Raw genomic sequence first — 24,699 nt, 5'->3', positions numbered from 1 at the left:
TGCACGGGTCCGGTCGCCCCACGAGTACGAGAGAAAGTACCCACACGTCTCGGGTAGCCGGCCCGGGACCGGGTACGCGAAAGCCGCTCACCTCCGAAGGACGGAGTGATCCCATGGTCGGCAGTCGGGCGTACAGCCTGTACCACCGCTACTCCGACCGGAAGGGCAACCTTCCGCGGGGCAGCGCCGGGCGGCGCCCCACGGCCGCGCCCAGGGCCCGCCTGCCCGCTCGCACCCCAGCCGCCCATGCCCTCCACGAACTGGTCGCGCTCTCCCGCGCCCAGTTCGACGCTCCGGACGAAGGCGAGATCCTGCGCCTGGCCATGGATCACATAGTCGCCGCGGGGCCGTACAGGGCCGAGGCCGGATACCTCAAGGTGGACGACGACCTGGTCCCCAGCCCGAGGAACGGGCAGACGCATGCCTTGGCGGTGGGCCGGAAGGTCCGGGAGCTGGCCGGGCAGGACGGCAACGTGACCGTAGCCGGCAAGCCCTGGGGCCGCGCCCTGGGTCTACGCGGACCTGGGGGACTCCACGGCTACCTCGTGGTCACGTCCCGCTCCCGGCCCACCAGGGCCGAGCGATCCCTGCTCGCCATGCTCGTCCGGCACACCGCTGCTGCACTGTCAGTCGCCTTCGCACACCGCCGCCAACGCGAGGACGCGCTGGAGCTGCGTCGGCTGAGGGAGGAACGCACAGCCCTCCAGCGGCAGCTGATCTCTGTGGTGGCTGAGCTGGGCTACGAGCGAGCCGTTCACGCTCTCATGGCCGGCGTCGCTGCCTCGGGTGGCGGCGAGGAAGCTGTCACCCGCGCACTGCACGGGCTCACTGGGCTTCCCGCGCTGCTCGAGGACCGCTTCGGTCGGCTGAGGTCCTGGACCGGTCCCGACCGCCCCGTCCCCTATCCCGAACCGGACCCCGTGCGCCAGGACGAAATGCTGCACGCCGTCGCCAAAGAGGCCGGGCCGGTGCGGATAAGGGACCGGCTGATCACCCTGATCCGCCCGCACGGCGAGATCCTGGGTGTGCTGGCGCTGGTCGATGCCCGGGACGAGGCCGACGAGCACACCGTACTCGCGCTTGGACACGCCGCCGCGTCGCTCGCCCTGGAGCTGACGCACCTGCGCAATCTGGCCGAAGTGGAGCTGAGGCTGCACCGCGAGCTGGCCGACGACCTACTGGCAGGGACGGACGAGCCGAGCGCCTACGCCAGGTCCGAGGCAGTCGGACACGACCTGCACTGCAGCCACTACGTCGTCGTGGTGCAGTGGTCGAACCGGACCGCCGACGATTCCTTCGCGCAGACCGTGAGTCGGGCGGCCGTTGCGGTGGGCATGCGCTCGCTGCTGACCCGCCGCTCCGACCACGTCGTCCTCATCACCGGCGACAGGCCGCACGCCCGCGCGTTGTACGAGGCGCTCGCCCGGGAGACCGGGACACGGTCCGGGACGATCGGGGTGAGCGCCCCTTCCGACTCCCTGAACGACATCCCCCACCACTACCTGGAGGCGCAGCGCGCCCTGGAGGTGCGCCGCCAGTCCCGCGAGCGCTACGGCACGACGTTCTTCGACGAGCTCGGCCTCTACCGCATCCTGGGACCCGGCAGCGATTACCGGGAACTGGAAACGTTCGTCCACGAGTGGCTCGGGCAGCTCATCGACTACGACTCCCGGCACCACGCGGCCATGGTGGAGACCCTGTCCCGGTACTTCGACTGCGGCGGCAATTACGACGAGACCGCCGACTCCCTCGCGATCCACCGCAGCACGCTGCGCTATCGGCTCCAGCGCATCCGCGACATCAGCGGCCACGACCTCGCGAACGTCGAAGACCGGCTGAACCTCCAGGTGGCGACCCGAGTGTGGAAGATCGTGCTGGGCGGACCCGGCTGATGCCTCACTGAACTTCTGCGCGAGCGGTGTCAGTAGCAGTTGGGCGGGCCGCCCTGCTACAGCGCTGCAGTGGGTGGGTGGCCCTTACTCAGATTGATCCAGCGAGGTCGCATCGCGCCAGAAGACGGGGCCTTGGTTCATCACCGCCATCACCATGATCGGCGGGGCCTTCGGCACCAGCCCTCGAAGGGGCCGAGAAGGTGTCCGACGCCGCCTGTGGACGACGGCAGCGGGAGCGTCAGCGAATGCTGCGGCAGATGTCGCGGCCGGAGCAAGGCGAACGCAGGGGCCCCGGACACCACCGACCGGCGACGTTCCGGGCCGTGGCCCGGGCGTCACAGGGCGAGGACGTGGAGGTCGACCAGGTCGAGCAGCGCCCGCAGAGCCGAGCTGGGCCGCCGGGTCGACGACGTGCCGAGATGCATGCTCCAGCGGAGCATGGTGTCGTGGATGTCCAGGACGTGCAGGCCGGGGGTGCGGGCAACGGCGAACGCGGGCAGAAAGGCGATGCCCAGACCGTGCCGGACCAGTGCCGCCCCCATGTCGATGTCGGGCACTTCCAGTGCCACCCGGCGTACGACGCCCGCCGCCGCGAACGCCCGGTCGACCACCTCGCGGTTGCCGTAGCCCGGCGGGAAGTCCACGAAGGGCTCCCCCGCGAGATCCGCAAGTGCCACCTTTCCCCGCTGCGCGAGGGGATGGGCGGCGCTCACCACCAGGACGAGCGGCACGGTGGCCAGCTCCCGTGCGCCGATCCCGGCGGGCTTGCGTTCGGGCAGCGACAGGAAGGCCACGTCAAGGTCCCCGCTGAGCAGCGCCTGCGCCAGTCCCGCCGAGCCGGCCGTCGCCAGCCGCAGCCGGACGTCGATCGCCGGGTGCCGCGCGTGCAGCTGCCCGAGGAGCGCAGGCAGGTCCACCACTTCGACCGAGGCCATGGCGCCCACGTTCACCGTGCCGCGCAGCGTGTCCTGTGCGGCGCGCACGGCGTCCTGGGCAGCCTGGGCGGCGTTCAGGGTGGTCCGAGCCTCCGGCAGCAGCGCGGCGCCCGCCCCGGTGAGCCGGACCTGCTGCGACGTGCGCTCGAACAGCGCGCAGCCGAGCTCGCGCTCCAATGAGCGGATCGCGGCGGACACCCCTGACTGCACCACGTGCAGCCGACGGGCGGCACGCGTGAAACTCAGCTCCTCGGCGACCGCGATGAAGTGCTCCAGCTGACGTAGCTCCACACGAGAAGTATCACTCGCATTGCTGGAGCCCAGCAAAAACATTCGTTGGCACTGATTCTGGCTGGTGAGGAGGATGGAAATCGCCATCCGCTTCCGCCCGAGGAGGGGTACCCCTGCCTGCCGTTCCGACGCCGCTGGGCCGTCCCACAGCCGACGCTCCAGACGACCCGACCCACCGGATCCCAGCACCCGCTCCCGCCGACCTGCCGCCCCGCGCCCCCGCCCGGCGCCGTGCCTCGCACACGACCGGCTTCTGGTTCGTGGCGGTGGCCTTCACCGTGCTGATGGCCTTCGGCACCGCGCCGACCCCGCTGTGGCCGCTGTACGAGGCCCGGGACCACTTCGGCGCGATCACGGTCACGGTGGCGTACGCCTCGATGGTCGTGGGCGCAGCGGCCGCCTTCCTAGGGCTGGGACACCTGTCGGACCGGCTCGGCCGGCGGCGCATCATCGTCCCGGCCCTGCTGGTCGGCATCGTCGCGTCGGTCGTACTGATCGTGTGGCGGGACCTGCCGGGGCTGATCGCGGGCAGGATCCTGAACGGTGTCGGACTGGGGCTGATGGCCTCGACCGCGACGACGTACCTGCACGACCTCCACCACGAGGTCCGTCCGGAACGGACGGGTTCGGTGCTGCCCGGCATCGTGGCCACCGCCGCCAACCTCGGCGGCCTGGCCTCAGGGCCCCTGGTCGCCGGAGCCGCCGCCGAGTGGCTTCCCACGCCCCTGATCACCGCCCAGGCGATCTTCACGCTCGCCATGGCAGTGTGTCTGGCGCTGGTGCTGTGCACCCCGGAGACCGTGGACCTGGAGTTGCCCGCGGCCCAACCGCCCAGCAGGTTCGTCCTGCGCCCCGGCGGCCGGCGGGCGTTCGGCGCGGCCGGCGCGCTGGGCGCCTTCGCCTTCGCGATCCTCGGCCTGATCTCCTCCCTCGGGGCGAGCGTGCTCCACGGCACCCTGCACACCGACTCGCACCTCGTGGTCGGCCTGGCGGCCTTCCTCATGTTCGGTTCCGCGGCGGCCGCCCAGCTGATGCTGGGCCGCCTCCCACTGCCCTGGCTCCTGACCGTGGGGGCAGTGGCCTTCCCGGTCGGACTGGTCCTGTGCGCCGTCGCCCTCTACCACCCGGCGCTCTGGCTCTACCTGGTCGCCGTGTCCCTGTCGGGAGCCGGCTCCGGGCTGCTGTTCAAGGGAGGAGTGGAACGTGCCGGTTCAGTGGCCGAGCCCGCCTCACGCGCGGGGGTCCTCGCCGTGTTCTTCGTCGTCGCGTACCTGGGGATGGGCCTGCCCTCCGTCCTGTTCAGCATCGCCCTGCGGCACTTCGCCGTGCAGACCGCGATGATCGGTTTCGCGACGGTCCTCTCCTGCGGCGCCGTTGTGTCGGTGGTCGTCGCGTTGCGGGATCGCGCACCCGGTCCCGGCGAGCTCTCGGCGCAGTCCGCTCGCCCCTCCTGACCTCCCTGCGGCGCATGCGACACGGCTGTCTGGGAGGCGCCGACCTGGACACCCGGTACGGGTGCGCGTGACAGGGATCCGCGGCGGACGGGAGGCCCGAGATGTCTGCGGAATCGGCCGGAACGATCGCGCTCCCCGCCGGTGAGGAGATCGCGGCGCTCGGGCAGGGCACCTGGTACCTGGGTGAGGACCCGGCCCGGCGTGAACAGGAGGTCGCCGCGCTGCGGCTGGGCGTGGACCTGGGCATGACCGTCGTCGACACTGCGGAGATGTACGGCGACGGCGCAGCCGAGGAACTCGTCGGGGAGGCCCTCCGGGGACGCCGGGAAGAGGTCTTCCTCGTCAGCAAGGTGCTGCCCGGCCACGCCGACCGGAAGGACACCGTCGACGCCTGCGAGGGCAGCCTGCGGCGGCTCCGTACGGAACGGCTGGACCTGTACCTGCTGCACTGGCGGGGACGGTGGCCCCTCGAGGAGACCCTTGCGGGATTCACCGACCTGATGGAGGCGGAGAAGATCCGTTACTGGGGCGTGAGCAATCTGGGCGTCGCCGACATGGCCGAGCTGACCACCCTCCCCGGTGGCGACGCCGCGGCCGTCGACCAGGTGCTGTACAACCTCTCCCGGCGCGGCATCGAGTGGGATCTTCTCCCCTGGTGCCGTGAGGCCGGGGTGACGGTCATGGCCTACTCCCCGATCGAGCAGGGGCGGTTCCTGAACGCCGAGGCACTGGATGCCGTGGCCCGGGCCCTCGGAGCAACGCCGGCCCAGGTGGCACTCGCCTGGGTGCTGGAACGGGGGGTGGCCGCGATCCCGCGTTCCGGATCACCCGACCACGTTCGGGAGAACCGCGGCGCGCTGGACCTCCACCTTCCCACCGAGGCGCTCGACGCTCTCGACGAGGCGTTTCCGCCGCCTAACGGGCCCACGCCCCTGGAGATGCTCTGAAGGGGTTGCCAGAGTGGCGCGCCCCCCCGCGACGCCTCTCCAGCAGCCAGTGCGGGAAGTAACTGCCCTGGCGCAGCTTGGGGATGGCCAGCTCGATCGTCCCGGCCCTCGTGTCCACTCGGGGGGCGATAGCCGTTGCGGTGGTTGACGCGTTCGTCGCTGACCTGCCCGTTTTCGGCATTGCGGGGGTATCGGCCTCCGCGGACATGAGCGCGTGACGCCCTGCGCGCCCGGGTCACGGGCGCACCAGGTCCGCACGCTCACGTCCGCAGGGCACCGCCAGTCGTCCTCGAGCTTCGGACCCCAAGAGGCCGGCGCCGTACCTTGCCTGCTCATGCGGGGAGGGGTTCACCCGGCTTCGCGCAGATCGTTTCGCCGGAAACACGTCAATGGCTTGGCGACAAGAGGGGCAGCTCAGTCGCCGGTATCTCATGAGACACCTCGCACTCTGGAGAAGAACGGCTGCCGCTGCCCATTCTTCAGCCCTCCAGTCCCGCTCCCCCGAGCTGGTCGTGTCGTCCGGTCAGCAATTCTCGTTCGAGGCGTTGCAACGTCGTACGGCCTCCTGCGGACGGACGGCCGTACAGCTGGCCGAGGGATGCCTGCGCACTTCATGCTGCTCTGCTGGGGGAAGAGGGGGCGCCCTTTTTCGGCCTGGAGTGCGGAGGCACTCGGCAGGGGGCTCTGCGAGTCTCGACCGGGTAACAGCCGATGGCGGCGCGGGCGGGAGCGAACGGCGCCGTCCGTTCCCGGTGAGGAGGCGAGAGGCATGACCGTGATGGGTGTGTCGAAGTTCGAGAGGTTCTTCCGCGCCGCCGCAAGCCTCGACGTGGACAGGAACGACCTGAAGCGATACGGCGATTTCGTCGACGCCAAGCTCTACGACCTCCTGGTCGTCGGCCAGGCGTCGGCCAAGGCCAACGGCAGGGATACCGTCGAACCGTGGGATCTACCGATCACCAGGGGCCTCCAGGAGAGCATCCACCGGTTCCGGCGGCTCAACGAGGAGGTCGAGCTGAAGCCGATCCTGGAACAGCTCGCCGCGCACCCTCCCCTCGACAGGACACCCACCCAGGAGGCCGAAGAGCGCTACCCCGAGATCATCGGCGGTCTCAGCGTCGCCCTCGCCGAGACGTTCAAAATCATGTATCCGGATGTCAAAAACCCGCAGACCAGTCACTGGGAGGGCGTCACCGCGGTGTTCGACCGGCTGCTGTAGCAGTCGCGCCCCGGTGCATGTCGCCGGACTCGTCTCAGGCCGGGAAGGCCGAGCCGCCCCGGATCGTCCCAAGGCAGCCGACGGATACACGGACACCAGTATTTCGGCGCCCGCGACGACGGCTGGACGAAGGTCGTCCTCACTCGGACGGCAGCTTTTACTGACCGCGCGCAGACATGCGCTCGGGGCACCGGTACCCAGCCCCCCGCGCTGTCGTCAGGAGCGCGCGAGCCGGGCCGCGAGGTAGGGTGCGGTGGCGCTGCAGGGCGCGCGGCTACCGCCGTCAGCACGCAGAGCGGTACGTCGACGGACACGTCGTGCAGATTGTGGCGGGAGACGCCGCTCAGGTGCAGCCAGCCGTGCGGTGTGCGCGGGCGGTGATCGAGCGGCTGGGCGCGCCCGAACAGGTACTGGCTCCTGGCCGACTCCCCGACCCGCGCAAGACCGGCGACCGGGCCGCTGTACAGCACGTGTCCGCCGCTCTCGCCCGCACCGGGGCCGATGTCGGTCGGTCGATGTCGATCCCCAGGCCGCTCACGACACTGCGCAGGTTGGCGCCCGGCCAGGCGGCGATCGCCCCCTCGCGGATGCTCAGCGAGGGATCCGGGACGAGCAGGTCCTCGGCGACGTCGTGCACGACGCCCAGTCCGTGGCACTCCGGGCAGGCGCCGACCGCGGTGTTGGGTGAGAACGACTCGGCTTCCAGCCGTGCGGCCCGGGGCGGATAGGTGCCGGCGCGGGAGTACAGCATGCGCAGCAGATTGGACAGCGTGGTGAGGGTGCCGACCGTCGAGCGCGAGCTGGGCGACCCGCGTCGCTGCTGCAGGGCCACGGCCGGTGGCAGTCCGGTGATTTCCTGCACGTGCGGTGCGCCGACCTGTTGCAACAGCCTTCGGGCGTACGGTGCTACGGACTCGAAGTAGCGCCGCTGAGCCTCCGCGTAGAGCGTGCCGAACGCGAGCGAGGACTTGCCCGAACCGGAGACGCCGGTGAAGGCGACCATCGCGTCCCGCGGAACGTCGACATCGATGTTCCGCAGGTTGTTCTCACCGGCGCCCCGGACATGCACGAAGGGGTCGGTCGCGTCCTTGTTCACCGTTCCTGATTACCTGATCGCGCCGCGAACCGCGCGACAGGCGCCGTCACCGGGCCCCACTCACACGAGCGCCCGGAGAAATCCCGGTATGAGACGCTCCAGGGAACATTCGAGAGAGAGTCACCGTTGATCCGTATGTGGGCGTGAAGGGAACTGTGTCCCCGAGCCTCACCCTTTGCCCATGAGGACGATCGTTCGGCTGAAGCCTTGTGGAGCCCCCGCCGCGAGGCGACCGCCCTTCGCGCCCACTCTCGATCGGCCCCGGCTGGGGATCCCCCGAACCAGTCGGGGCCTTCGCCTGCCCCCTGCCGGCGCACTCCCGGGCCGGACATCGAAGCGGGGTGGCCGGTGGCGCGGCGTGGGGTGCCGACCGGGGTGGCGCGGAGCGGGTGTTCGCGGTGGCGCACGCAACAGTGGCCCCGCGATGGAGCGGGCCCCGCACGGGGAGGACGAGGAGATCCGACCGTGCCGCCTGCACCTGCTGGTGGGGGCCAGCGTGTCACGCGGTGTCGGCGTTACCTCGAGGGCATCCTGTGGGCACTCGCGATCACGGGGGCAGCCGACGAGAGGGAGTCATGCGGGTGTCGTCTCAGGACGTTACGGTCGTGGCTCTTCTGGCGGATCCGGACGCGCCGACGGAGATCGCGCAGCGCATGGCCCGGATACTTCCTGCTCGGCTCGCCGACAAGTGGGGCCAGGGGCGACGGTTCGACGTCGAGGTGGTCAGTGAGCCCTTCACCACAGGGACCGAGGACCCGACCACCTTGATGCGCCGGATCCTGGACCGCGGAAGTGCGGAGAGTTGGGACATCGTCGTGGCCCTCACCGACCTTCCGCTGCATTCACACGGGCGCAAGCTCGTGGTGGATCTGAGTCACGAACACGGCTTGGCGCTGCTGTCTCTTCCTCCGCTGGGGGGCTTGCGTCTGCAGACAAGGGCCCGGCTGGCCGTGGAAGAAGTCGTGCTCAGCTTGGCGGGCCCGCAGGCCACGGGGGCTGAGGGGCCTCCGGGAAGTCAGCCGCTGCGGGGGCCCTTCATCGGTCTTCTCGCGCCTATCCATCCGGGCCAGGTCGGTGAGGAGGAGATCGCCGATCTGCGGTACGTCGTCAGTGGGCCGCGCGGTTACCTGAGGGTGCTCGGCGGTATGGTCCGCGCCAACCGGCCGTGGCGCTTGGTGCCGGGCTTGTCGAAAGCCCTGGCGGCCGCACTCGCCACGGGAGCAGTCGCCACCGTGAACTCCACCATCTGGAACCTGGCCGAGTCCCTGAGCACGCCGCGCCTCGTGATCGCCACTGTCGGGTCCGTCGCGCTCATGATCGGCTGGCTGATCGTGGACGCGCAGCTGTGGCATCGATCAGCGGAGGTCTCGCGGGAGGCGAGGCGGAGGGCGAGGCTCTACAACGCCTCGACGGTCATGACCGTGGGTATCGGGGTGCTCGTCTGCTACGCGGGTTTGATCGTCATCAACTTGCTGTGGGCCCTGTTCATCCTCAACGAGCAGGCATTCGCCTCCGCGACACGAACCCCGCTGCACGCCCCGGAATACTTGACGTTGTCATGGTTCGTCGCTTCGGTGGCCACCGTGGGCGGCGCGCTGGGATCCGGTTTGGAGAGCGACGAGGCGATCCGGGCAGCCGCCTACTCCAAGCGCGAACAGGAACGCCGCCGCATGCTCCAGGACGAGGGCGGTGACCAGCTGATGACCTGAGTCGGAGCTTCGCTGGTGATTGGTGGTTGGTGGTCGTCCGCGTACGAAGATTCCGCTGATGGATCGGTGCGTGGTCGTTTCGCGTCGGGGGCCGACGGGAACCCGCACCGCACGCCGCCGGAGCCCGAAGCTCTCTCTCGCGGGCCGACGGCAAATGACCGTTCCATCTCATCCAGGTGAACGGCCCCCAGAGGCGTGCCGGAGCCCCGGACCCCGTCGCAGCACTTCCGAAAGTCAGGCTCTTTGCGCCCTGTCCATCACCGCCATGCCGCGACATCAAGGGAAGTCATCATGAAGGCAGCGGTATACGAAGGACCGCGAACGGTCGCCGTGAAGGACGTACCGGACGCGAAGATCGAACACCCCTGCGACATCATCGTCAAGATCACTACCACCAACATCTGCGGCTCGGACCTGCACATGTACGAGGGCCGGACCTCGTTCGAGTCCGGCCGCACCCTGGGACACGAGAACATGGGCCAGGTGGTGGAGGTCGGCTCGGCCGTCCGCAAGGTCCAGGTGGGCGAGTACGTGGTCCTGCCCTTCAACATCGCCTGCGGCTTCTGCAAACAGTGCGAGCAGGGCCTGACCAACTACTGCCTGACCATGCAGCCGGAACCGGCCCTCGCGGGAGCCGCCTACGGATTCGCCGACATGGGCCCCTACCAGGGCGGCCAGGCGGAGCTGCTGCGCGTGCCCTACGGCGACTTCAACGCGCTGCGTCTGGGCGAGGACGCCGCCGAGCGGCAGACCGACTACGTGATGCTCGCCGACATCTTCCCCACCGGCTATCACGCCACCGAGATGGCCCACGTCAAACCGGGCGACCAGACCATCGTCTTCGGGGCCGGTCCGGTTGGGCTGATGGCGACCTACTCCGCCCTCCTCAAGGGCGCCGGCCGCGTCTGGACGGCCGACCACCAGCCCGACCGGCTGCGCAAGGCGGAGGAGATCGGGGCCATCCCGATCAACACCGCCGAGCAGAACCCGGCGGAGGTCGTCAAGGATGCCACCCTCGGTCTGGGCGCCGACAACGGCTGCGAATGCGTCGGCTACCAGGCACACGACCCCCAGGGACACGAGGACGCCAGCCTCACGCTCAACGGCCTGATCGACTCGGTCAGGTTCACGGGCGACATCGGCGTGGTGGGCGTGTTCCTGCCCCAGGACCCCGGCGGCGCGGAGGCCCAGGGCGAGCTGGAGGCGCAGGGCAAGGTCCCGATCGACTTCGGCATGATGTGGTTCAAGGGCCAGCGCATGGGGACCGGGCAGGCGCCGGTGAAGAAGTACAACCGGGCGCTGCGGGATCTGATCGTCGGCGGGAAGGCGAAGCCGAGTTTCGTCGTCTCCCACGAGCTGAGCCTGGACGAGGCCCCCACCGCCTACGAGCACTTCGACGCCCGTGACGAGGGCTGGACCAAGGTGGTCCTGCATCCGAACGGACACGGGAACGGCCACAAGCGGTAAGAGACTCGGGGCCGCCGTGCCCCCTGTTTCCCCCGGACCGGTCCGGGGGACGAGGGCGATCTGCCCGCCCCCCGGACGGGGCTGGGGGCAATCGCCGCGCTCCGGCCGGACCTGAACCAACAACGATTGCCCGCGCTTCGGCCTGGAGGACGGACGGCGGACGCTCAGCAGTGTCCGCAGTGGCAGCACCCCGTCCAGCGGCTGCGGCCGCCAGCCGGCCAGCGGGCCGTGTGGGAGGCTTCCTTGCCCGACGGTTGCCGCACCTCAACCAGGCCGACGCGACCCGGCAGGGCGTTCCGGCTAGGCTCACACCCGTGACGTGGCTGCGGGCCTTCGGGGAGGTCGTGCGATCCGGGCTCACGATCGAGGAGACGCGGCTGGAGCCCCTGCTCGCGCTGCGCACGGCCGCTGGGGTGGCGATCGTCATCGGGCCGGCGCTGTGGCTGATCTCCCCTGCGTATGCCGCGTCCGCCGCCCTCGGCGCCTACTCCGCGGGTGGGGCCACCTTCCAGCGCAGCTGGCGTCCACGCAAGGTGGTCGCGCTCGGCGCGGGCGCGGGTCTGGCGCTCAGCACCTTCGTGGGCTACCTGGCGGCGGGGCGACTCGTGACGTTCCTCCCACTGCTGGCCGTATGGGCCTTTGCCGCGGGAATGGCGTGGGCCGTCGGATCGACCGCTGGGATCGTCGCAGCGACGACGGTCGGCAGCATGCTGGTGACCGTCACCCTGCCCACGAGCGTCGGGCGAGCCCTGGAGCACGCCGGGGTCATCGCGCTCGGGGGCGTGACGCAGGCCTTGCTGATCCTGCTGTTCCCGATCCGCCGTTGGGGAGCGCATCGTGACGCGCTCGCCGACGCCCTGGCCGCCGTGGCGGACTACGCCCGCCGGCTGCGGCACGACCCGACCGCCCCGTTCGACCCGGAGCCGTTGATGACGGCCCGGGACGCGGCCGCCGTGACGCCGTCACAGGCCCGCACCCGTCCCCCCGTCCTGCACGGCCCCCGGGGACTCGCCGAGCGCATTCGGCCGGTGGTCGCGGCGCTCGCCGACCCGGACGTCGGCGCCCCGGCGGAGGGACCCGGGCGGGACCGCGCGCGGGAGTTGCTCGACGCGGCCGCCGACGTTCTGGATGCGGTCGCCCGTTCGGTCCGCCGCGGCACTCCCGCCGAGGTGCGGCCCGGGAGCATGGACGTCCTGCGCGTCGACGAGGAGCACGAGGTACTGGAGGGCCCCGCGCGGCAGGCCGCCGAGCGGCTCGTGGAACTGCTCGGCGAGGCGTTGGAGATCGCCGGGAGCGGCTGCGCGCGCGGGAGGACGCCCACGCCGCCCGGCCTCGCCGGCGCCCAGTTCCTGGTGCGCCCGACAATGCTCCGGCTGGTCCCGGTCGTCCTCCGGGCGGTCCGCCGTGAGCTCCGCCGGGACTCGCCCGTGTTCCGGCACGCCGTCCGCCTGGCGGCGGTGGCCACGCTCGGCTATCTGATCGCCGCCCGGCTCCCACTGGGCCACGGCTACTGGGCGCCCATCACCTCGGTGATGGTGATGCGGCCGGACTTCCACCGGACGTACGCGCGTGCAGTGGCCCGTCTCGCCGGGACCCTGGCGGGGGTCGCGCTCGCCACCGGGATGGTGCGGGCCCTGGGCCCGGACGCCCATGTGTCCGGCGCGCTGGCGGTGGTCTCGGCGGGCCTGTCGTACACGCTGAACCGTACCGGCTACGCCTACTCCCAGTGCTTCACCGCCGCGTACGTCGTCTTCCTGCTCGGCATGGGCGGCCAGGCATGGGAGCAGACAGTCCCGGAGCGGGTGGTGCTCACCCTGCTCGGCGGGGCCCTGGCGATGCTGGCGTACGTGGTGTTCCCCGCATGGGAGACACCCCGGCTGCCGGGCCGGCTTGCGGACTGGCTCGCCGCCAACGGCCGCTACGCGGCCGCGGTGCTCCGCGACTACGCCGATCCGACCCGGGAGCATCACGCCGACATGCGCAGGGCACTGCTGGAGAGCAGGGAGGCACGTGCCGCCTGGCAGGAGGCATACGACCGGGCAAGGCAGGAACCGGTCCGCCCCAGGGGTCTGACGTCGCGCGAGGCGCAGGAGGCGCAGGAGGCGCTCAAGGGGTTCGGCCGCGCGGCGATGCTCATGGAGAGCCATGTCCCGCGGACCGACAACCGTTTCGTCCCCGAGGCGGAGCGATTCGCCGAGGCCCTGGAGACGGACACCGCGAAGGCAGCAATGGCCGTGCGCGAGCACAGGAATCCGGACTGGGGAGGCGTGGAGCAGGCGCTCCACGCGTGGGAGGACGCCGCCGGCAATGGGAGCCCGGTCGTGCGGCGCGAGGCGGAACTGCAAAAACGGGCCTTGGAAGACCTCGCGACAGCCGTGAGCCGCACACCCCTGGAACGGGACGTCGGCTCTGCTCGCGAGGAGCAGCGGGTGCGGGCGACCCTGGCTGCGGAAGGTAACGGAGCAGGGCCCGCGCACCGGGGTGGGTGACGGCGACGGAGAGCGCTGCGCCTGCTGGAACGGGAAATAGTCTCCCGGCCGCGTCCAGACCGCGGCGTCGGCGGGCCGCACAGTGACAGTGGGCAGCTTCGCGGCGCGGTCCGAGCGACTGGACCTCGGCGATCTGCAGTTGCTTCGGCTTCGAACTCGATCGCCGACTGCGCACCTTCGCCAGCACGGTGCTCAGTGTGGTGGCCCACCCCGGCGGCGCACCCGGTCCTGGGAACACGAGGAAGCCCCGGTTGTCGCCGATCCAGCCATCGCGGAATCGTACGACCTGGTACGAGGCCACCTCCTCCAAGCCGTTCCCCATACGTACCGCGGCGCCTACAAGAGAGAGGCAGACCGTCTGCTGCTGGCGCTACTGGCTTTCGCGGCGGACTTCATGGACGGGAACACGCAGGCCGATAGCCAGGCGACACTGGCCGACGCCGTCCAGGACTTCCTCGAACGCCGGGGGCTCTCCACGGAACGGGAGGCCCGCCACGAGGAACGAGTCGTGGATGTCCTGTGGCGTTCGCATGCCGGTGTTTTGGCGGTCAGCATCTCCGACCGATACTCTCCCCTCTGGAATTCCGTCTCTTCGGTGAACTTCGAGCTGCGGCTGGAGCGGGAGGCGCGGGCAGAGACACCCAGCCTCCTCGACTGTGTCTCCACGGCCGTCGGAGATGCCGAGAGCGGCGCGTCCTGTCTCGTGACGATCCGTCTGCCTCTCCCCCGGCCCCCCACGCAGGACCCGCTGTCAGCCAAGGTGAAGTCGGCCTGCCAGTAACTCTTCGGCTCGTCCGTCGCGACCACCGACGCCGACCCGTCGGGAGGCTGGATGCTGAACGGCGTGGAGCTGCCCCACGGACTCACGGATCTGACCATCCAGGGGGTCACCCCCGTCCCGAACTCGATCGTCTGGGACACCGTGGAGGAGTACGAACACGGCCTGGTGCTGGGGCAGGTGACAGTGGACGCCGAACTTGCGCTCGAAGGCGTTATGCACAAGGACGACCATTACCTCGCCGGGCCCGGCGTACGGCTGTCGGAAGACCTCAACGACCACATGGTCGAGGTGAGCCTGTACCGGAGCGCTCAGCTGGTCTTTGACGCCCGGCGTGAATCCGAGCAGATCGAGCTCGAATTCCGTGGCACGAACGCCCCTGAGTCTCACCCGCCCGAAGGAGGTTGACCGCGGGGACGGGTCTCCTGCATCGGTCCAACCGTGCATGCTGCGGCATTGACTGAGCGACCCGATGCCGAATCCCCCCACCGCATGAATGATCGGCCCATGCAGCCCACTCGTATATCGCCCCTGGTGTCCGAGTCCTGGAGCCAGCAGTCCAGTTGGTCGAAGGCCGCGGACCGTCAGAAGCGGCTGATCGGCAGAGTACGGGCCGCGACCCTCCTGTGCGGTGTCCTGACGGCGATACTGGGAACGGCGGCTGCGCAGGCCGGCGCCGCGCACCCCGACGCGGCTCAGTGGCTGGCTTTCGGCGCGGCGGTCGCCGCAGGGGCCGTGCCGGTGCTGAACGGCCAGATGGGACAGCGGCAGATCCGTGACTGGACTCGCCTGCGTTCGGTGAGTGAGGCGTGCAAGGCTGAGATGTACGCGTTCCTTGCCGGCGTGGGCCGTTACCGGGCTGCGGACGCGGCGGCCCAGCTGCACAGGGCTACGAGCGACATCCGGCAGGATGCGGCGGACTTGCTGCACTACCTGGCCGACGTACCGGTCGTCTCCTCCCGCCTCTTGCCGGACGTCCACGATGTCGACACCTATCTGCAGGTGCGGGTGCGCGGTCAAATCGACGGCTACTACCGGGCCCGAGCCGCCGTCATGCGGACCCGGCTGCGGACGGTTCGGTGGGTTCAGCTGGCGCTGGGGGCTCTCGCGGTGCTGTTGGGTGCGGGAAGCGGCGCCTTCCATGCCGAACAGGCCGCTGCCTGGGTCGCCGTCGTCTCCACCATCTCGGCCGCCGTCGCTAGATCTTGGACTTGAACATGGTACGAAGCACGAAGAAACTCCCGATTCGTCTGCTCCCTGCCTGCTTTCTGCAGGTCAAGGGCGATGTTCGGAGGCTACAACGTTTCGCATGTGGGGTCAGCTGTCGCCGGGTGTTTGAGGACTCACACTGACCTGTTGCTGACTTTCCTGACGGCGCGCCTGTCCATGGGGAGACGTGTGAAGCTCGTCGTCAGCGACAGTCAGCGCCCCGCTGCCCCGTCTGCGGGAGCCATCAGTTCCACGTTGTGCGGCGATGGCGGATCCGCCCGCCGGGCTAGTCGATCGCGTCGGCCGCAATGACCTGCTCCGTCCAGATGATCTTGCCGCTCTTCGTGTACCGGGTGCCCCACCGGCGGGCCATCTGGGCAACGATCAGCAGCCCCCGTCCCCCCTCGTCGGTGGTCCGCGCGTGACGCAGCCGTGGCGCGGTGCTGCTGGCGTCGGAAACTTCGCAGATCAGGCCGCGGTCCCGGATAAGGCGCAGGCAGACCGGTCCGGCCGCATGGCGGATCGCGTTGGTCACCAGCTCACTGACGATGAGTTCCGTGGTGAACGTCAGCTCGGGGATGCCCCACTCAGTCAGCTTCTGAGCCGCGAGGTCGCGGGCGTGCGCGACGGCAGCCGGATCGATTGGCAGGTCCCAGGAGGCGACGCGGTCCGGAGCCAGGACACGGGTGCGGGCGAGGAGCAGGGCCGCGTCGTCGGCAGGCGGACCCGTCAGCAGGCTGTCGATGACTCGTTGGCCGGTCTCCGCCAGGGTCGGCAGGGGCGCCGCGAGGGCATCGCCCAGCCGGGAGAGCCCGACGTCGATGTCCCGGTCGACGGACTCGATGAGGCCGTCGGTGTAGAGGGCGATGAGGCTGCCGTCTTCCAGCTCGGTCTCGATGGACTCGAACGGGAGGTAGCCGAGGCCGAGTGGCGGTCCGGCGGGCAGGTCCAGAATGTCGGCGGCGCCGTCGGGAGCGACGATCATCGGGGGGAGGTGACCGGCCCGGGCCATGGTGCACAGCCTGCTGACCGGGTCGTAGACGGCGTACAGGCAGGTGGCGCCCAGGAACGCGGTGCCCGTCGCCTCGCCCTCGGCCGCCAGGGGAGCATCGATGTCGTGCGCCCCCATGAGTCCGATGACCAGGTCGTCCAGACGGGCCAGCAGTTCGTCCGGAGACAGGTCGAGGTTGGCGAGCGTGCGTACCGCGACGCGCAGGCGCCCCATGGTCGCCGCCGCGTTGATGCCGTGCCCTGCCACGTCCCCGACGACCAGGGCGACCCGTGCTCCGGAGAGCGGGATCACGTCGAACCAGTCGCCGCCCACACCGCTGGGGGCATCCGCCGGCAGGTACCACGAGGCCACTGCGAGGGCGGACCCTCCCGTCAGGTCCTGCGGCAACAGGTAGCGCTGCATGGAACGGGCCGCCGTGCGCTCACGGGTGAAACGGCGTGCGTTGTCGATGCACACCGCCGCACGGGAGACGAGTTCCTCGGCGAGGCGGACGTCGTCGTCCTCGAAGGGGCCCAGCCGCCGGGACCGGGCGAACGTCGCCACCCCCAGGGTGACGCCGCGCGCCCGCACGGGGACCACCATCACCGAGCGGAAGTCGTAGTCCAGGAACGAGGCGCCCAGCGTCTCGTCCACGGTCACCCACGGACTGTTGGTGCGGTCAAGGACCCGTTCGACCAGGGTCCTGCTCTCCAGCAGACAGCGGGTCACGGGCGACGCGGGCGCACGTCGGACTGTTTCCCCCACGGCAAGGGAGGCCTCGGGGCATCCCTCACGGACCGACCGCTGGGCCGCACGGCGGATGACGGGTGACATACCGACCGGCCCGGGAGCCGGCTCCTCGCCCCTCGTGACCGAGTCCAGCAGGTCGACGGCGACGAAGTCCGCGACGGCCGGCACCGCGTCGTCGGCCAGTTCCTGCGCAGTCCGCGTCACGTCCAGAGTGCTCCCGATGCGCGCAGCGGCGTCATTGAGCAGGGCCAGGCGCTCCTGCGCCCGCCACCGCTCAGTGACATCAATGATCATGTACCAGACACCGACATTCCGGTCGTGACGGTCCTTCATCGCGAAGAAGGAGGCAGAGATCGCGCGGCCTCGGTCGTGCACCGTGTAGCCGGCGCCGCGGTACTCGAAGTCCATCACCGGCGCACCGGTCCGAAGAACCTCGCGCATCTTCTCCTCGAAGGCGTCGGCCTCGGCCTGCGGCAACACCTCCGCCATCCGCCGCCCCAGCCGCTGCTTCAGCGAGATCTGGCGGTCCAGCGGCTCGTTCACCCAGACGTACCGCAGATCCGTGTCGAGAACGGCGATGCCGACCGGCGCGTGGCTGAGGAAGGGGGTGAGCATCAGCTGGCTCACCCCGCCGCCTGGCATCCGCCAGAAGGCCCGTTTCGGAGGCCGGCCGACGAACCTGCCGAAGATCAGGGCCGCGACCGTGGCGACCATGACGCCGGGAATGATCTCGTAGACGCCCGACCAGAAGGGGCCGTGCAGCGGCTTGACCACACGCCACAGGAGCACCGTGACTGCGCCGGACACGATCCCGGCCATGGCCCCCGCCCAGGTCATGCGCGGCCAGTACAGCGAGAGCAGGACCACCGGGCCGAAAGCGGCCCCGAAGCCCGCCCAGGCGTAGCCCACGATCCCCAGCAGCTCGCCGCCTCTCAGCGCGATCACGGAGGCCACGAGGGTCACGGCGACGACGGCGGAGCGACCCACCCACACCAGTGCCTCGTCCGAGACGCGCCGCTTGAGGAACGCGTGGTAGAAGTCCTCCGTGAGTGCGACGGACGACACGAGGAGCTGGCTGTCCGCGGTCGAGATGATCGCGGCGAGCACCGCGATCAGCATCACACCGGCGCCCCACGGACTGAACAGGGTCCGGCTCAGAGCGATGTACACCGTCTGCGGGTCATGGAGCGGTGTGCCGAACTGCGCGATGCCCAGCAGGCCGACCACTGTGGCACCGGCCAGCACCACGACCACCCACCCGGTCTCGATACGACGGGCCGCGGGTACGGCACTGGTGCTGCGGATGCCCATGAAGCGGGCCAGGATGTGCGGCTGCCCGAAGTAGCCGAGGCCCCACGAGAGCAACGAGATGATCGAGACGGCGCCGAGCGACCCGCCGCCTCCCGACCACCGGCCGTCCGTGAAGCCGACTTTGGCACCCATGTCCAGCAGGCTGGGCGTCTTGCTGTCGAGGGAGTCACGAAGCGCACCGAAGCCGCCGAGCGTCGCGATACCTACGACGGGGAGGACGAGCAGGGCGAGGAACATCAGCGTGGCCTGCATGACGTGGGTCAGGCTCACGGCCAGGAAGCCGCCCAGGCATGAGTAGACGACGATCACAAGGGCGGTCAGGGCCACCCCGAGCCGGAAGCCGGCGCCGAAGATGTGCCCGAATAGCAGCCCGCCGGCCACCAGTCCACTGGCCACGTACACAGTGAAGAACACAAGGGTCACCGCCGCCGAGACCATCCGGAGCATCCGTGTGCGGTCCTCGAACCGCTCCTCCAGGTAGGCCGAAAGGCTCACCGCGTTCCCTGCGCGCTCGGTGTAGGTGCGCAGCCTCGGCGCGACGAACAACCAGTTGAGGTACGTACCGAGCACCAGGCCGACCGCGATCCAGCTGGCGCCGACACCGGCCGCGTACACTGCTCCGGGGAAGGCGAGGAACAGCCAGCCGGACATGTCGCTGGCCCCTGCGGACAGGGCGGCGACGAACGCGGGGAGCCTGCGGCCGCCCAGGGCGAAGTCGGCGAAGGTGTGCGTACGGCGGTAGGCCCAGACACCTGTTCCGATCATGACGGCCACGTACACGAGGAACGTGGCCACGATCGGCGCACTCAAGTCGGACATACTGCCTCGCCTGCGAGGTTCATGCACGGGCCTACAACCGCACGACTGACAGTCGTGATCCCTACTGCACAAATGTACAGATTCCGGTCGCCGTCGGCGGCCGGTGCCGCCCGCGCCGGTGTCAGCACGGGCACTCCGTCACGCCGAGGTCGACGAGGACCGCCATCACAGCGATCAGGCACGATAGTCTTGTCCCTCCGGCATGGGCAGCCCGATCAGGAGCAGTGTCACGTCATCGTCATGTGTGGCCGTGTCTGGCAGGAGGGTCTTGATCAGCAGGTCGGCGGTCTTGTCGAGGCTCTCCTGATCTGCGGGTACTCCTTTCAGCGCCAAGTCGAGCGTGCGGGCGAGGGTATCGATCTGCGGTGCAGCAGGCTACGAGGATCCCCCTCACCGCCCGGAACGGCCCGGGACAGGGGCAGCAGTCCGAGGCGGTGCACAGCCCTCGGCTATGAACGGTCGCCCACGCCGCCGCAGCCGTCCCCGACGGCCGCCCGCCAGTTTCCCTCGGCATCACGTTACCGGTGCTCGGGGTTCTCGTAGTCGCGGCGGCAGCCGGCGTCCCAGGCGGTGCGCTGGTTGCCGTAGGCGGGGATGCCGCCGAGGTCCTTCAGCGCACGGGCCAGGTGGAGCAGGTTCCAGGTCATGAAGGTGGTGTTGCGGTTGGTGAAGTCGTTCTCCGGTCCGCCCGAGCCCGGATCGAGGTACGAGGGGCCCGGGCCCGCTTCGCCGATCCATCCGGCGTCCGCCTGGGGCGGGATGGTGTAGCCCAGGTGCTGGAGGCTGTAGAGGACGTTCATGGCGCAGTGCTTGACACCGTCCTCGTTGCCGGTGATCAGGCAGCCGCCGACGCGGCCGTAGTAGGCGTACTGGCCTGCTTCGTTGAGCAGGCTGGAGCAGGCGTATAGGCGTTCGATCACCTGCTTCGTCACCGAGCTGTTGTCGCCGAGCCAGATGGGTCCGGCCAGGACGAGGATGTCGGCCGCCAGGACCTGCTGGTAGATATCCGGCCAGGCGTCCGTCTTCCAGCCGTGCTCCCGCATGTCGGGCCACACCCCGGTGGCGATGTCGTGGTCCACTGCCCGCACGACATCGACGCGCACTCCCTGCGCGTCCATGATGGCGGTGCTGCGGTCGATCAGTCCCTGGGTGTTGCTCGTCTCCGGTGAGCGTTTGAGGGTGCAGTTGATCACCAGCGCACGCAGGTCGTCGTACCGGGCCGGCGGTGCGTCGGTGTCGGGCGACGAAGGGGTCACACGGTCCTCCCGGAGTTCCACCGCCGCTCTGTGCACGGCGGTTCGTTCTCACTTCGCCAGCGTGCGGTCCGACCGCGGCAGCCGCCACCACAACGCCTCCAAATAGCCACAGTGGTCCACGCCCGGTCGGCGGCGGACGAGTGGCCCGGGCAGCCAGGTGTACCTACGTTCGCCTCATGAGCACCGAAGGCGCGACCAAGGCGCGGACCACGGCAGCAGCGGACGACGTCGCACACCTGCTGGTGCGCTGTCTGCGAGCCGAAGGCGTCGAGTACGTCTTCGGGATCCCCGGCGAGGAGAACATCCGCTTCGTCGACGCCCTGAGTGGCTCCGGGATCCGGTACATCCTGGTGCGCCACGAGCAGGCCGCCTCGTTCATGGCCGAGATCTACGGACGGCTGACCGGTCGGGCCGGGGTGTGTTCGGCCACTCTGGGCCCCGGCGCGATCAACCTGCTGCTCGGCACCGCCGATGCCGTGACCAACAGCGCACCGATGGTGGCCCTTGCCGCCCAGGGCTCGCTGCGCCGCACCCACAAGGAGTCGCATCAAGTCATCGATCTGGTATCGATGTTCGCCCCCGTCACTCAGTGGGCAGCCCGCGTGGAGTGCCCTGACGCGGTGCCGGAGATGACACGCAAGGCTTTCAAGATCGCGCAGAGCGAGCGCCCCGGTGCCGTGTTCCTGGCCGTGCCCGAGGACATCGAAGCGGAGCGGCCCGCTGAGCATGTGGCGCCCCTGCAGATCGACACAGTGCACGCCGCCGCGCCGTCACTCACGCAGATCGCGCGGGCGGTCGAGGTGCTCACCACGGCACGGCGTCCTGTCGTGCTGGCAGGCCATGGCGCCGCGAGAGCTCGGGCCTCGGACGCTCTCGTGCGGTTCGCCGAACGACTGAACATCCCGGTCGCGACTACCTTCCACGGCAAAGGCGTCTTCCCCGACGACCATCCGAACGCCCTCGGCGCGGTCGGCTTCATGCGCCACGACTACAGCAACTTCGGCTTCGACACCGCCGACGTGGTGATCTGCGTCGGCTACGAGATCCAGGAATTCGACCCCACCAAGATCAACCCCAACGGCGACAAGCGCATCGTGCACGTACACCGCTTCCCCTCCGAGGTGGACGCACATTACCCGGTCGCAGTGGGCATCGAGGGCGACCTGTCGCAGGCGCTGGACGCACTCGCTTCGGCACTGCCCGAAGGGTTCACCTACGGCGCGGAAAGCAGCGTGAAGATCCGTACGCTGCTCGACGACGAACTCGCGTACGGTCGTGACAACGACGCGTTCCCGCTGGTGCCCCAGCGTGTGGTGAGCGATGTCCGGACCGCACTGGACCGCCACGACATCGTGCTCGCCGACACCGGCGCCGGGAAGATGTGGATGTCCCGCCTCTACCCCACCTACGAACCGGACACCTGCCTGGTCTCCAACGGCTTGTCCACCATGGGCTTCGCACTGCCGGGCGCCATCGCCGCCAAACTGGCCCGACCCGACCGGCGCGTCCTGGCCATGATGGGCGACGGCTCCTTCCTGATGAACTCCCAGGAACTCGAGACCGCCGTCCGCGAACACATCCCCCTGATCGTCCTCGTCCTGGTGGACGAGGAATACGGGCTCATCACCTGGAAGATGGAACTCGAACTCGGCCGCCACAGCCACACCCGCTTCACCAACCCGGACCTGGTCGCCTACGCCGAAAGCTTCGGCGCCCACGGCTACCAGGTCGGGTCCGCCGACCAGCTGCTGCCCGCACTGCGCCGCGCCCTCGACGACGAAGGCGTCTCCGTGATCGCCTGCCCCGTCGACTACACCGAGAACCTGCGCCTGACCGACCGACTCGGCAGCCTCAGCGGACCGTTCTGACCCGCGACCCAGGTCCTCGACACTCGAGCCGTCCACCTGCTGGGAGCACGAGAGACCACAGCAGGTCGGTGACAACGGCTAGCGCAATGAGGCGGATGAACGCTGATCGCCGTGTCTGAGGCGGGAGTTGAGCGTCCGGTTCGATGCGTCGTCGCCGTGGATGTGTCATGAGCCGTGGGACAGCCTCGAGCCGCTGCTGCCGCAGCGTGAGCGGCGCTTTCGCTACTCGAACACGACCTTCGTAACAGGGCGCCGGGCGGGGCAGCAGGTCCCTGCCACGGGTGCAGGTCAGCGAGCCGGACACCGTCCGACCCGGTGCTGACCTTTTGCTGACCCGTAGGCGGCGATCAGAACCCTGACCTGCGGAAACACCCAACCGCTAGAAAACGAGCTCGCGGGCTACTGCTCGGTACTGCACGCTCTGCAGCTCGGCGGGCTGACCGGCAGCTACGGGCGGCGTCTGCGTGCTGTGGTCATCAGCTTCGGCGCCACGGCGCGCGGCGCGGCCACCGGCCGGGGCGCCATGGGGGTCTCCGACGCCACGGTGCTCACCCAGCGCGCAGCGGCAGCGGTGGCCTCGCCGATGCCCTCGGTCGTGATGGGCCACTTCGCACAGCAGGAGGGCGATTCGTCGCGCCTGCACGCATTCACCGCGGCCGGTTCCCTGCCGCTGGCGGAGTACCTGGCCGGGTTCGACATCATCGTCAACTTGCAGGACACCGACGCGCCGCTCATGTTCGTCACCGAAGAGGAACTCACCCTGTTCCGGCCGGGGACCTTCTTCATCGACGTCGCCTGCGACGAAGGCATGGGCTTCGCGTGGGCCCGTCCCACCTGTGGAACTCGGCCACGTGGGAAATCAGCGAGGCACTCCTGCCGTACCTGCGCAAGGTCATGAGCGGCCCCGCGGTCTGGGAGGCCGACCCCACGGTCAGAAAGGCCATCGAGATCCGCGACGGCGTCGTCCTGAACCCAAAGATTCTCTCCTTCCAGCACCGAACAGCCGCCTACCGCCACACCCCCAAGGCCGCGGCCCCCGCCCTCACCCCGGTGCTGCACTCTCCCGCGCAGCAGGCCTGACACACCCCGGACCGAGCGTGGAGCCCTGTTCGAAAGGGTGACGGCGGCCTGGATGCCCGGGACGTCTGCCAGGCACGCGGCTTCGGGGACCGAGTTCCACCACACCGAGAACACCCGTGCAGAGCCGAACGCCTGGGGTCGGCCGACGTTCCACAACGGACGCTGCGTGCAGCAGGGGCCCGTGCGCCGTGCGGCAGCATCGCGGCTGCCGCACGGCCGGGGCCGGCCCGCTACCCGTGCAGGACCTGTGTGCCGGCTGCCCCATGCAAATGCAGCGCTGTACACACCCCGAGCGTTGCAGTACTGACTGGGGTCATCGGCGGTGAGGCAGAGGACCAGGACCGACCAGCATGCTCCTCCACCACACGACCGAGCGCTTCCGCGTCATTTCACCTCTGCGCCATGCCCGAGGCGCATGACGAAGTCTCGGATGACGACGGTGGCGGGTACCCGTTCGACCAGGACTTCCTGCAGATCGGGGCGGATCACGACAGCACAACCGGTCATCCGCGGCCAGGCGAGGTGGTAGGAGCTCCTCGCGTACTCGGTGCGCCAACAGATTAGCCGGAAGGCCAGCCCGCGGTCGTCTTCGAGGGTCAAGGGAGCCCCGGGCCGCAGGTGCAGCGCGGCACGGAGCCACCAGCCCGCTGTGAGCGTGAGGTCGGGCAGCCTCAGACCGGGTTCCGGGTCCCCATCGTGATCAGCAAAATGACAGCCGTGTCCGGGCCGATGCCCACCACGGTGAGCAGCTGCGGGGCGTGGCCTTCCGCAAGTCGGGCCAGTCGGCCTTCCAAGTCCGTGAGCTTCACGATTCACCGGGCCAGCAGACACAGGGTGGCGCGGGTGGCCTGCAGCCCCGCCTCTTCATCGTCCTGTCGTTCTTGCTGTCCTCGGCGAGCCGTGCGCAGGAACGGAAAAGTTCTGCGTTGTTCAGCCCGGCCAGTTCTTCCCGCAGGTTCGGGTCGGCACTGACGAGGACAGCCTCGAGCTGCTTGATCGCCTTCGTGCGGGCCTTGGCTGCCGAGCCCTTGGCGCGTCTGTACATCCGGGCGATCTGCACCGGTCCATCGGCTGAGTTGGCCTGGGCACGCGCCCGCCCGCTCAGCACCGCCCGGGCCGCGTTCTGAGCGTCGAGCGG

At 69.7% G+C, this 24,699-nt stretch carries 16 protein-coding genes and 5 pseudogenes; 14 read left to right on the top strand and 7 right to left on the bottom strand.

The features are described 5' to 3' along the window. The first annotated feature begins 113 nt into the window (after positions 1–113). Positions 114–1,892 (top strand): PucR family transcriptional regulator, encoded by a 1,779-nt coding sequence (locus tag ACFYOH_RS32565; protein ID WP_388633082.1) that lies wholly within the window; start codon positions 114–116, stop codon positions 1,890–1,892. Between the two features lie 335 nt (positions 1,893–2,227). Here ACFYOH_RS32565 and ACFYOH_RS32560 read toward each other — a convergent pair whose 3' ends face one another. Beyond that, entirely contained in the window at positions 2,228–3,118 is an 891-nt protein-coding gene (locus ACFYOH_RS32560) for a LysR family transcriptional regulator (RefSeq protein WP_388633079.1), read from the bottom strand. A 266-nt stretch (positions 3,119–3,384) separates the two neighbouring features. Between ACFYOH_RS32560 and ACFYOH_RS32555 the strand changes: the two genes are divergently transcribed. Both ACFYOH_RS32555 and ACFYOH_RS32550 read left to right on the top strand, forming a co-directional pair. Beyond that, positions 3,385–4,572, top strand: a complete 1,188-nt coding sequence (locus tag ACFYOH_RS32555) for an MFS transporter (protein WP_388633077.1) — start codon at positions 3,385–3,387, stop codon at positions 4,570–4,572. A gap of 101 nt (positions 4,573–4,673) precedes the next feature. Beyond that, the gene (locus tag ACFYOH_RS32550; protein ID WP_388633074.1) at positions 4,674–5,519 is read left to right on the top strand and encodes an aldo/keto reductase; all 846 of its coding nucleotides are present in this window, start codon (positions 4,674–4,676) and stop codon (positions 5,517–5,519) included. A gap of 28 nt (positions 5,520–5,547) precedes the next feature. Here ACFYOH_RS32550 and ACFYOH_RS32545 read toward each other — a convergent pair. Further along, positions 5,548–5,727 (bottom strand): annotated as a pseudogene (locus ACFYOH_RS32545) (transposase); the annotation flags it as partial. Between the two features lie 561 nt (positions 5,728–6,288). Here ACFYOH_RS32545 and ACFYOH_RS32540 point away from each other — a divergent pair. Further along, complete coding sequence (locus ACFYOH_RS32540) at positions 6,289–6,738, top strand: DUF1931 family protein (RefSeq protein WP_388633072.1); 450 nt, start codon at positions 6,289–6,291, stop codon at positions 6,736–6,738. A 275-nt stretch (positions 6,739–7,013) separates the two neighbouring features. Here the strand turns inward: ACFYOH_RS32540 and ACFYOH_RS32535 are convergent. Next, positions 7,014–7,834: pseudogene (locus ACFYOH_RS32535) on the bottom strand (hypothetical protein); the annotation flags it as partial. A 575-nt stretch (positions 7,835–8,409) separates the two neighbouring features. On the opposite strand from ACFYOH_RS32535, the gene ACFYOH_RS32530 reads away from it, so the two are divergent. The 7 genes and pseudogenes from ACFYOH_RS32530 (at position 8,410) to ACFYOH_RS32500 (ending at position 15,492) form a co-directional block, all read left to right on the top strand. Then, positions 8,410–9,543, top strand: coding sequence for a hypothetical protein (locus tag ACFYOH_RS32530; protein WP_388633069.1), 1,134 nt, complete (start codon positions 8,410–8,412; stop codon positions 9,541–9,543). A gap of 291 nt (positions 9,544–9,834) precedes the next feature. Further along, entirely contained in the window at positions 9,835–11,010 is a 1,176-nt protein-coding gene (locus ACFYOH_RS32525; protein ID WP_388633066.1) for a glutathione-independent formaldehyde dehydrogenase, read from the top strand. A 314-nt stretch (positions 11,011–11,324) separates the two neighbouring features. After that, a complete protein-coding gene (locus ACFYOH_RS32520) occupies positions 11,325–13,499 on the top strand; it encodes an FUSC family protein (protein WP_388633064.1) in 2,175 nt (724 codons plus the stop codon). A gap of 58 nt (positions 13,500–13,557) precedes the next feature. Then, positions 13,558–13,720, top strand: a pseudogene (locus ACFYOH_RS32515) (short-chain dehydrogenase); the annotation flags it as partial. A gap of 173 nt (positions 13,721–13,893) precedes the next feature. Further along, positions 13,894–14,280 carry a hypothetical protein gene (locus tag ACFYOH_RS32510; RefSeq protein WP_388633061.1) on the top strand — a complete coding sequence of 129 codons (387 nt, stop codon included), beginning with the start codon at positions 13,894–13,896 and terminating at the stop codon, positions 14,278–14,280. A gap of 51 nt (positions 14,281–14,331) precedes the next feature. Next, positions 14,332–14,685: a hypothetical protein gene (locus tag ACFYOH_RS32505; protein ID WP_388633058.1), complete on the top strand. Its 354-nt coding sequence runs from the start codon at positions 14,332–14,334 to the stop codon at positions 14,683–14,685. Positions 14,686–14,784: 99 nt separating this feature from the next. Next, entirely contained in the window at positions 14,785–15,492 is a 708-nt protein-coding gene (locus ACFYOH_RS32500) for a DUF4231 domain-containing protein (protein WP_388633056.1), read from the top strand. A 280-nt stretch (positions 15,493–15,772) separates the two neighbouring features. On the opposite strand, the gene putP is transcribed toward ACFYOH_RS32500, so the two are convergent. Beyond that, entirely contained in the window at positions 15,773–19,357 is a 3,585-nt protein-coding gene (gene putP / locus ACFYOH_RS32495; protein WP_388633053.1) for a sodium/proline symporter PutP, read from the bottom strand. A 518-nt stretch (positions 19,358–19,875) separates the two neighbouring features. Beyond that, positions 19,876–20,613: a flavodoxin family protein gene (locus ACFYOH_RS32490; RefSeq protein WP_388633050.1), complete on the bottom strand. Its 738-nt coding sequence runs from the start codon at positions 20,611–20,613 to the stop codon at positions 19,876–19,878. 176 nt (positions 20,614–20,789) lie between these two features. On the opposite strand from ACFYOH_RS32490, the gene ACFYOH_RS32485 reads away from it, so the two are divergent. The 3 genes and pseudogenes from ACFYOH_RS32485 to ACFYOH_RS32475 all read left to right on the top strand — a co-directional run. Further along, entirely contained in the window at positions 20,790–22,481 is a 1,692-nt protein-coding gene (locus ACFYOH_RS32485) for an acetolactate synthase large subunit (RefSeq protein WP_388633048.1), read from the top strand. A 115-nt stretch (positions 22,482–22,596) separates the two neighbouring features. Then, positions 22,597–22,707, top strand: a pseudogene (locus ACFYOH_RS32480) (IS5/IS1182 family transposase); the annotation flags it as partial. Positions 22,708–22,866: 159 nt separating this feature from the next. Then, positions 22,867–23,561: pseudogene (locus ACFYOH_RS32475) on the top strand (alanine dehydrogenase); the annotation flags it as partial. 384 nt (positions 23,562–23,945) lie between these two features. Here ACFYOH_RS32475 and ACFYOH_RS32470 read toward each other — a convergent pair. Both ACFYOH_RS32470 and ACFYOH_RS32465 read right to left on the bottom strand, forming a co-directional pair. Beyond that, entirely contained in the window at positions 23,946–24,161 is a 216-nt protein-coding gene (locus tag ACFYOH_RS32470; protein ID WP_388633045.1) for a hypothetical protein, read from the bottom strand. 205 nt (positions 24,162–24,366) lie between these two features. Beyond that, positions 24,367–24,621: a hypothetical protein gene (locus tag ACFYOH_RS32465; RefSeq protein ID WP_388633043.1), complete on the bottom strand. Its 255-nt coding sequence runs from the start codon at positions 24,619–24,621 to the stop codon at positions 24,367–24,369. Positions 24,622–24,699: the final 78 nt, after the last annotated feature.

This window comes from Streptomyces sp. NPDC007856 (assembly GCF_042868225.1).
GTDB lineage: Bacteria > Actinomycetota > Actinomycetes > Streptomycetales > Streptomycetaceae > Streptomyces.
This window is presented reverse-complemented; position numbering and strand designations above follow the sequence as displayed.

Excerpts from the sequence above, each read along its gene's own strand:
- ACFYOH_RS32485 (WP_388633048.1), top strand. The coding sequence starts at position 20,790 with ATGAGCACCGAAGGCGCGACCAAGGCGCGGACCACGGCAGCAGCGGAC.
- ACFYOH_RS32525 (WP_388633066.1), top strand. The coding sequence starts at position 9,835 with ATGAAGGCAGCGGTATACGAAGGACCGCGAACGGTCGCCGTGAAGGAC.
- ACFYOH_RS32500 (WP_388633056.1), top strand. The coding sequence starts at position 14,785 with ATGCAGCCCACTCGTATATCGCCCCTGGTGTCCGAGTCCTGGAGCCAG.
- ACFYOH_RS32550 (WP_388633074.1), top strand. The coding sequence starts at position 4,674 with ATGTCTGCGGAATCGGCCGGAACGATCGCGCTCCCCGCCGGTGAGGAG.
- ACFYOH_RS32565 (WP_388633082.1), top strand. The coding sequence starts at position 114 with ATGGTCGGCAGTCGGGCGTACAGCCTGTACCACCGCTACTCCGACCGG.
- ACFYOH_RS32505 (WP_388633058.1), top strand. The coding sequence starts at position 14,332 with ATGCTGAACGGCGTGGAGCTGCCCCACGGACTCACGGATCTGACCATC.
- putP (WP_388633053.1), bottom strand. The coding sequence starts at position 19,357 with ATGTCCGACTTGAGTGCGCCGATCGTGGCCACGTTCCTCGTGTACGTG.
- ACFYOH_RS32530 (WP_388633069.1), top strand. The coding sequence starts at position 8,410 with ATGCGGGTGTCGTCTCAGGACGTTACGGTCGTGGCTCTTCTGGCGGAT.
- ACFYOH_RS32540 (WP_388633072.1), top strand. The coding sequence starts at position 6,289 with ATGACCGTGATGGGTGTGTCGAAGTTCGAGAGGTTCTTCCGCGCCGCC.
- ACFYOH_RS32510 (WP_388633061.1), top strand. The coding sequence starts at position 13,894 with ATGGACGGGAACACGCAGGCCGATAGCCAGGCGACACTGGCCGACGCC.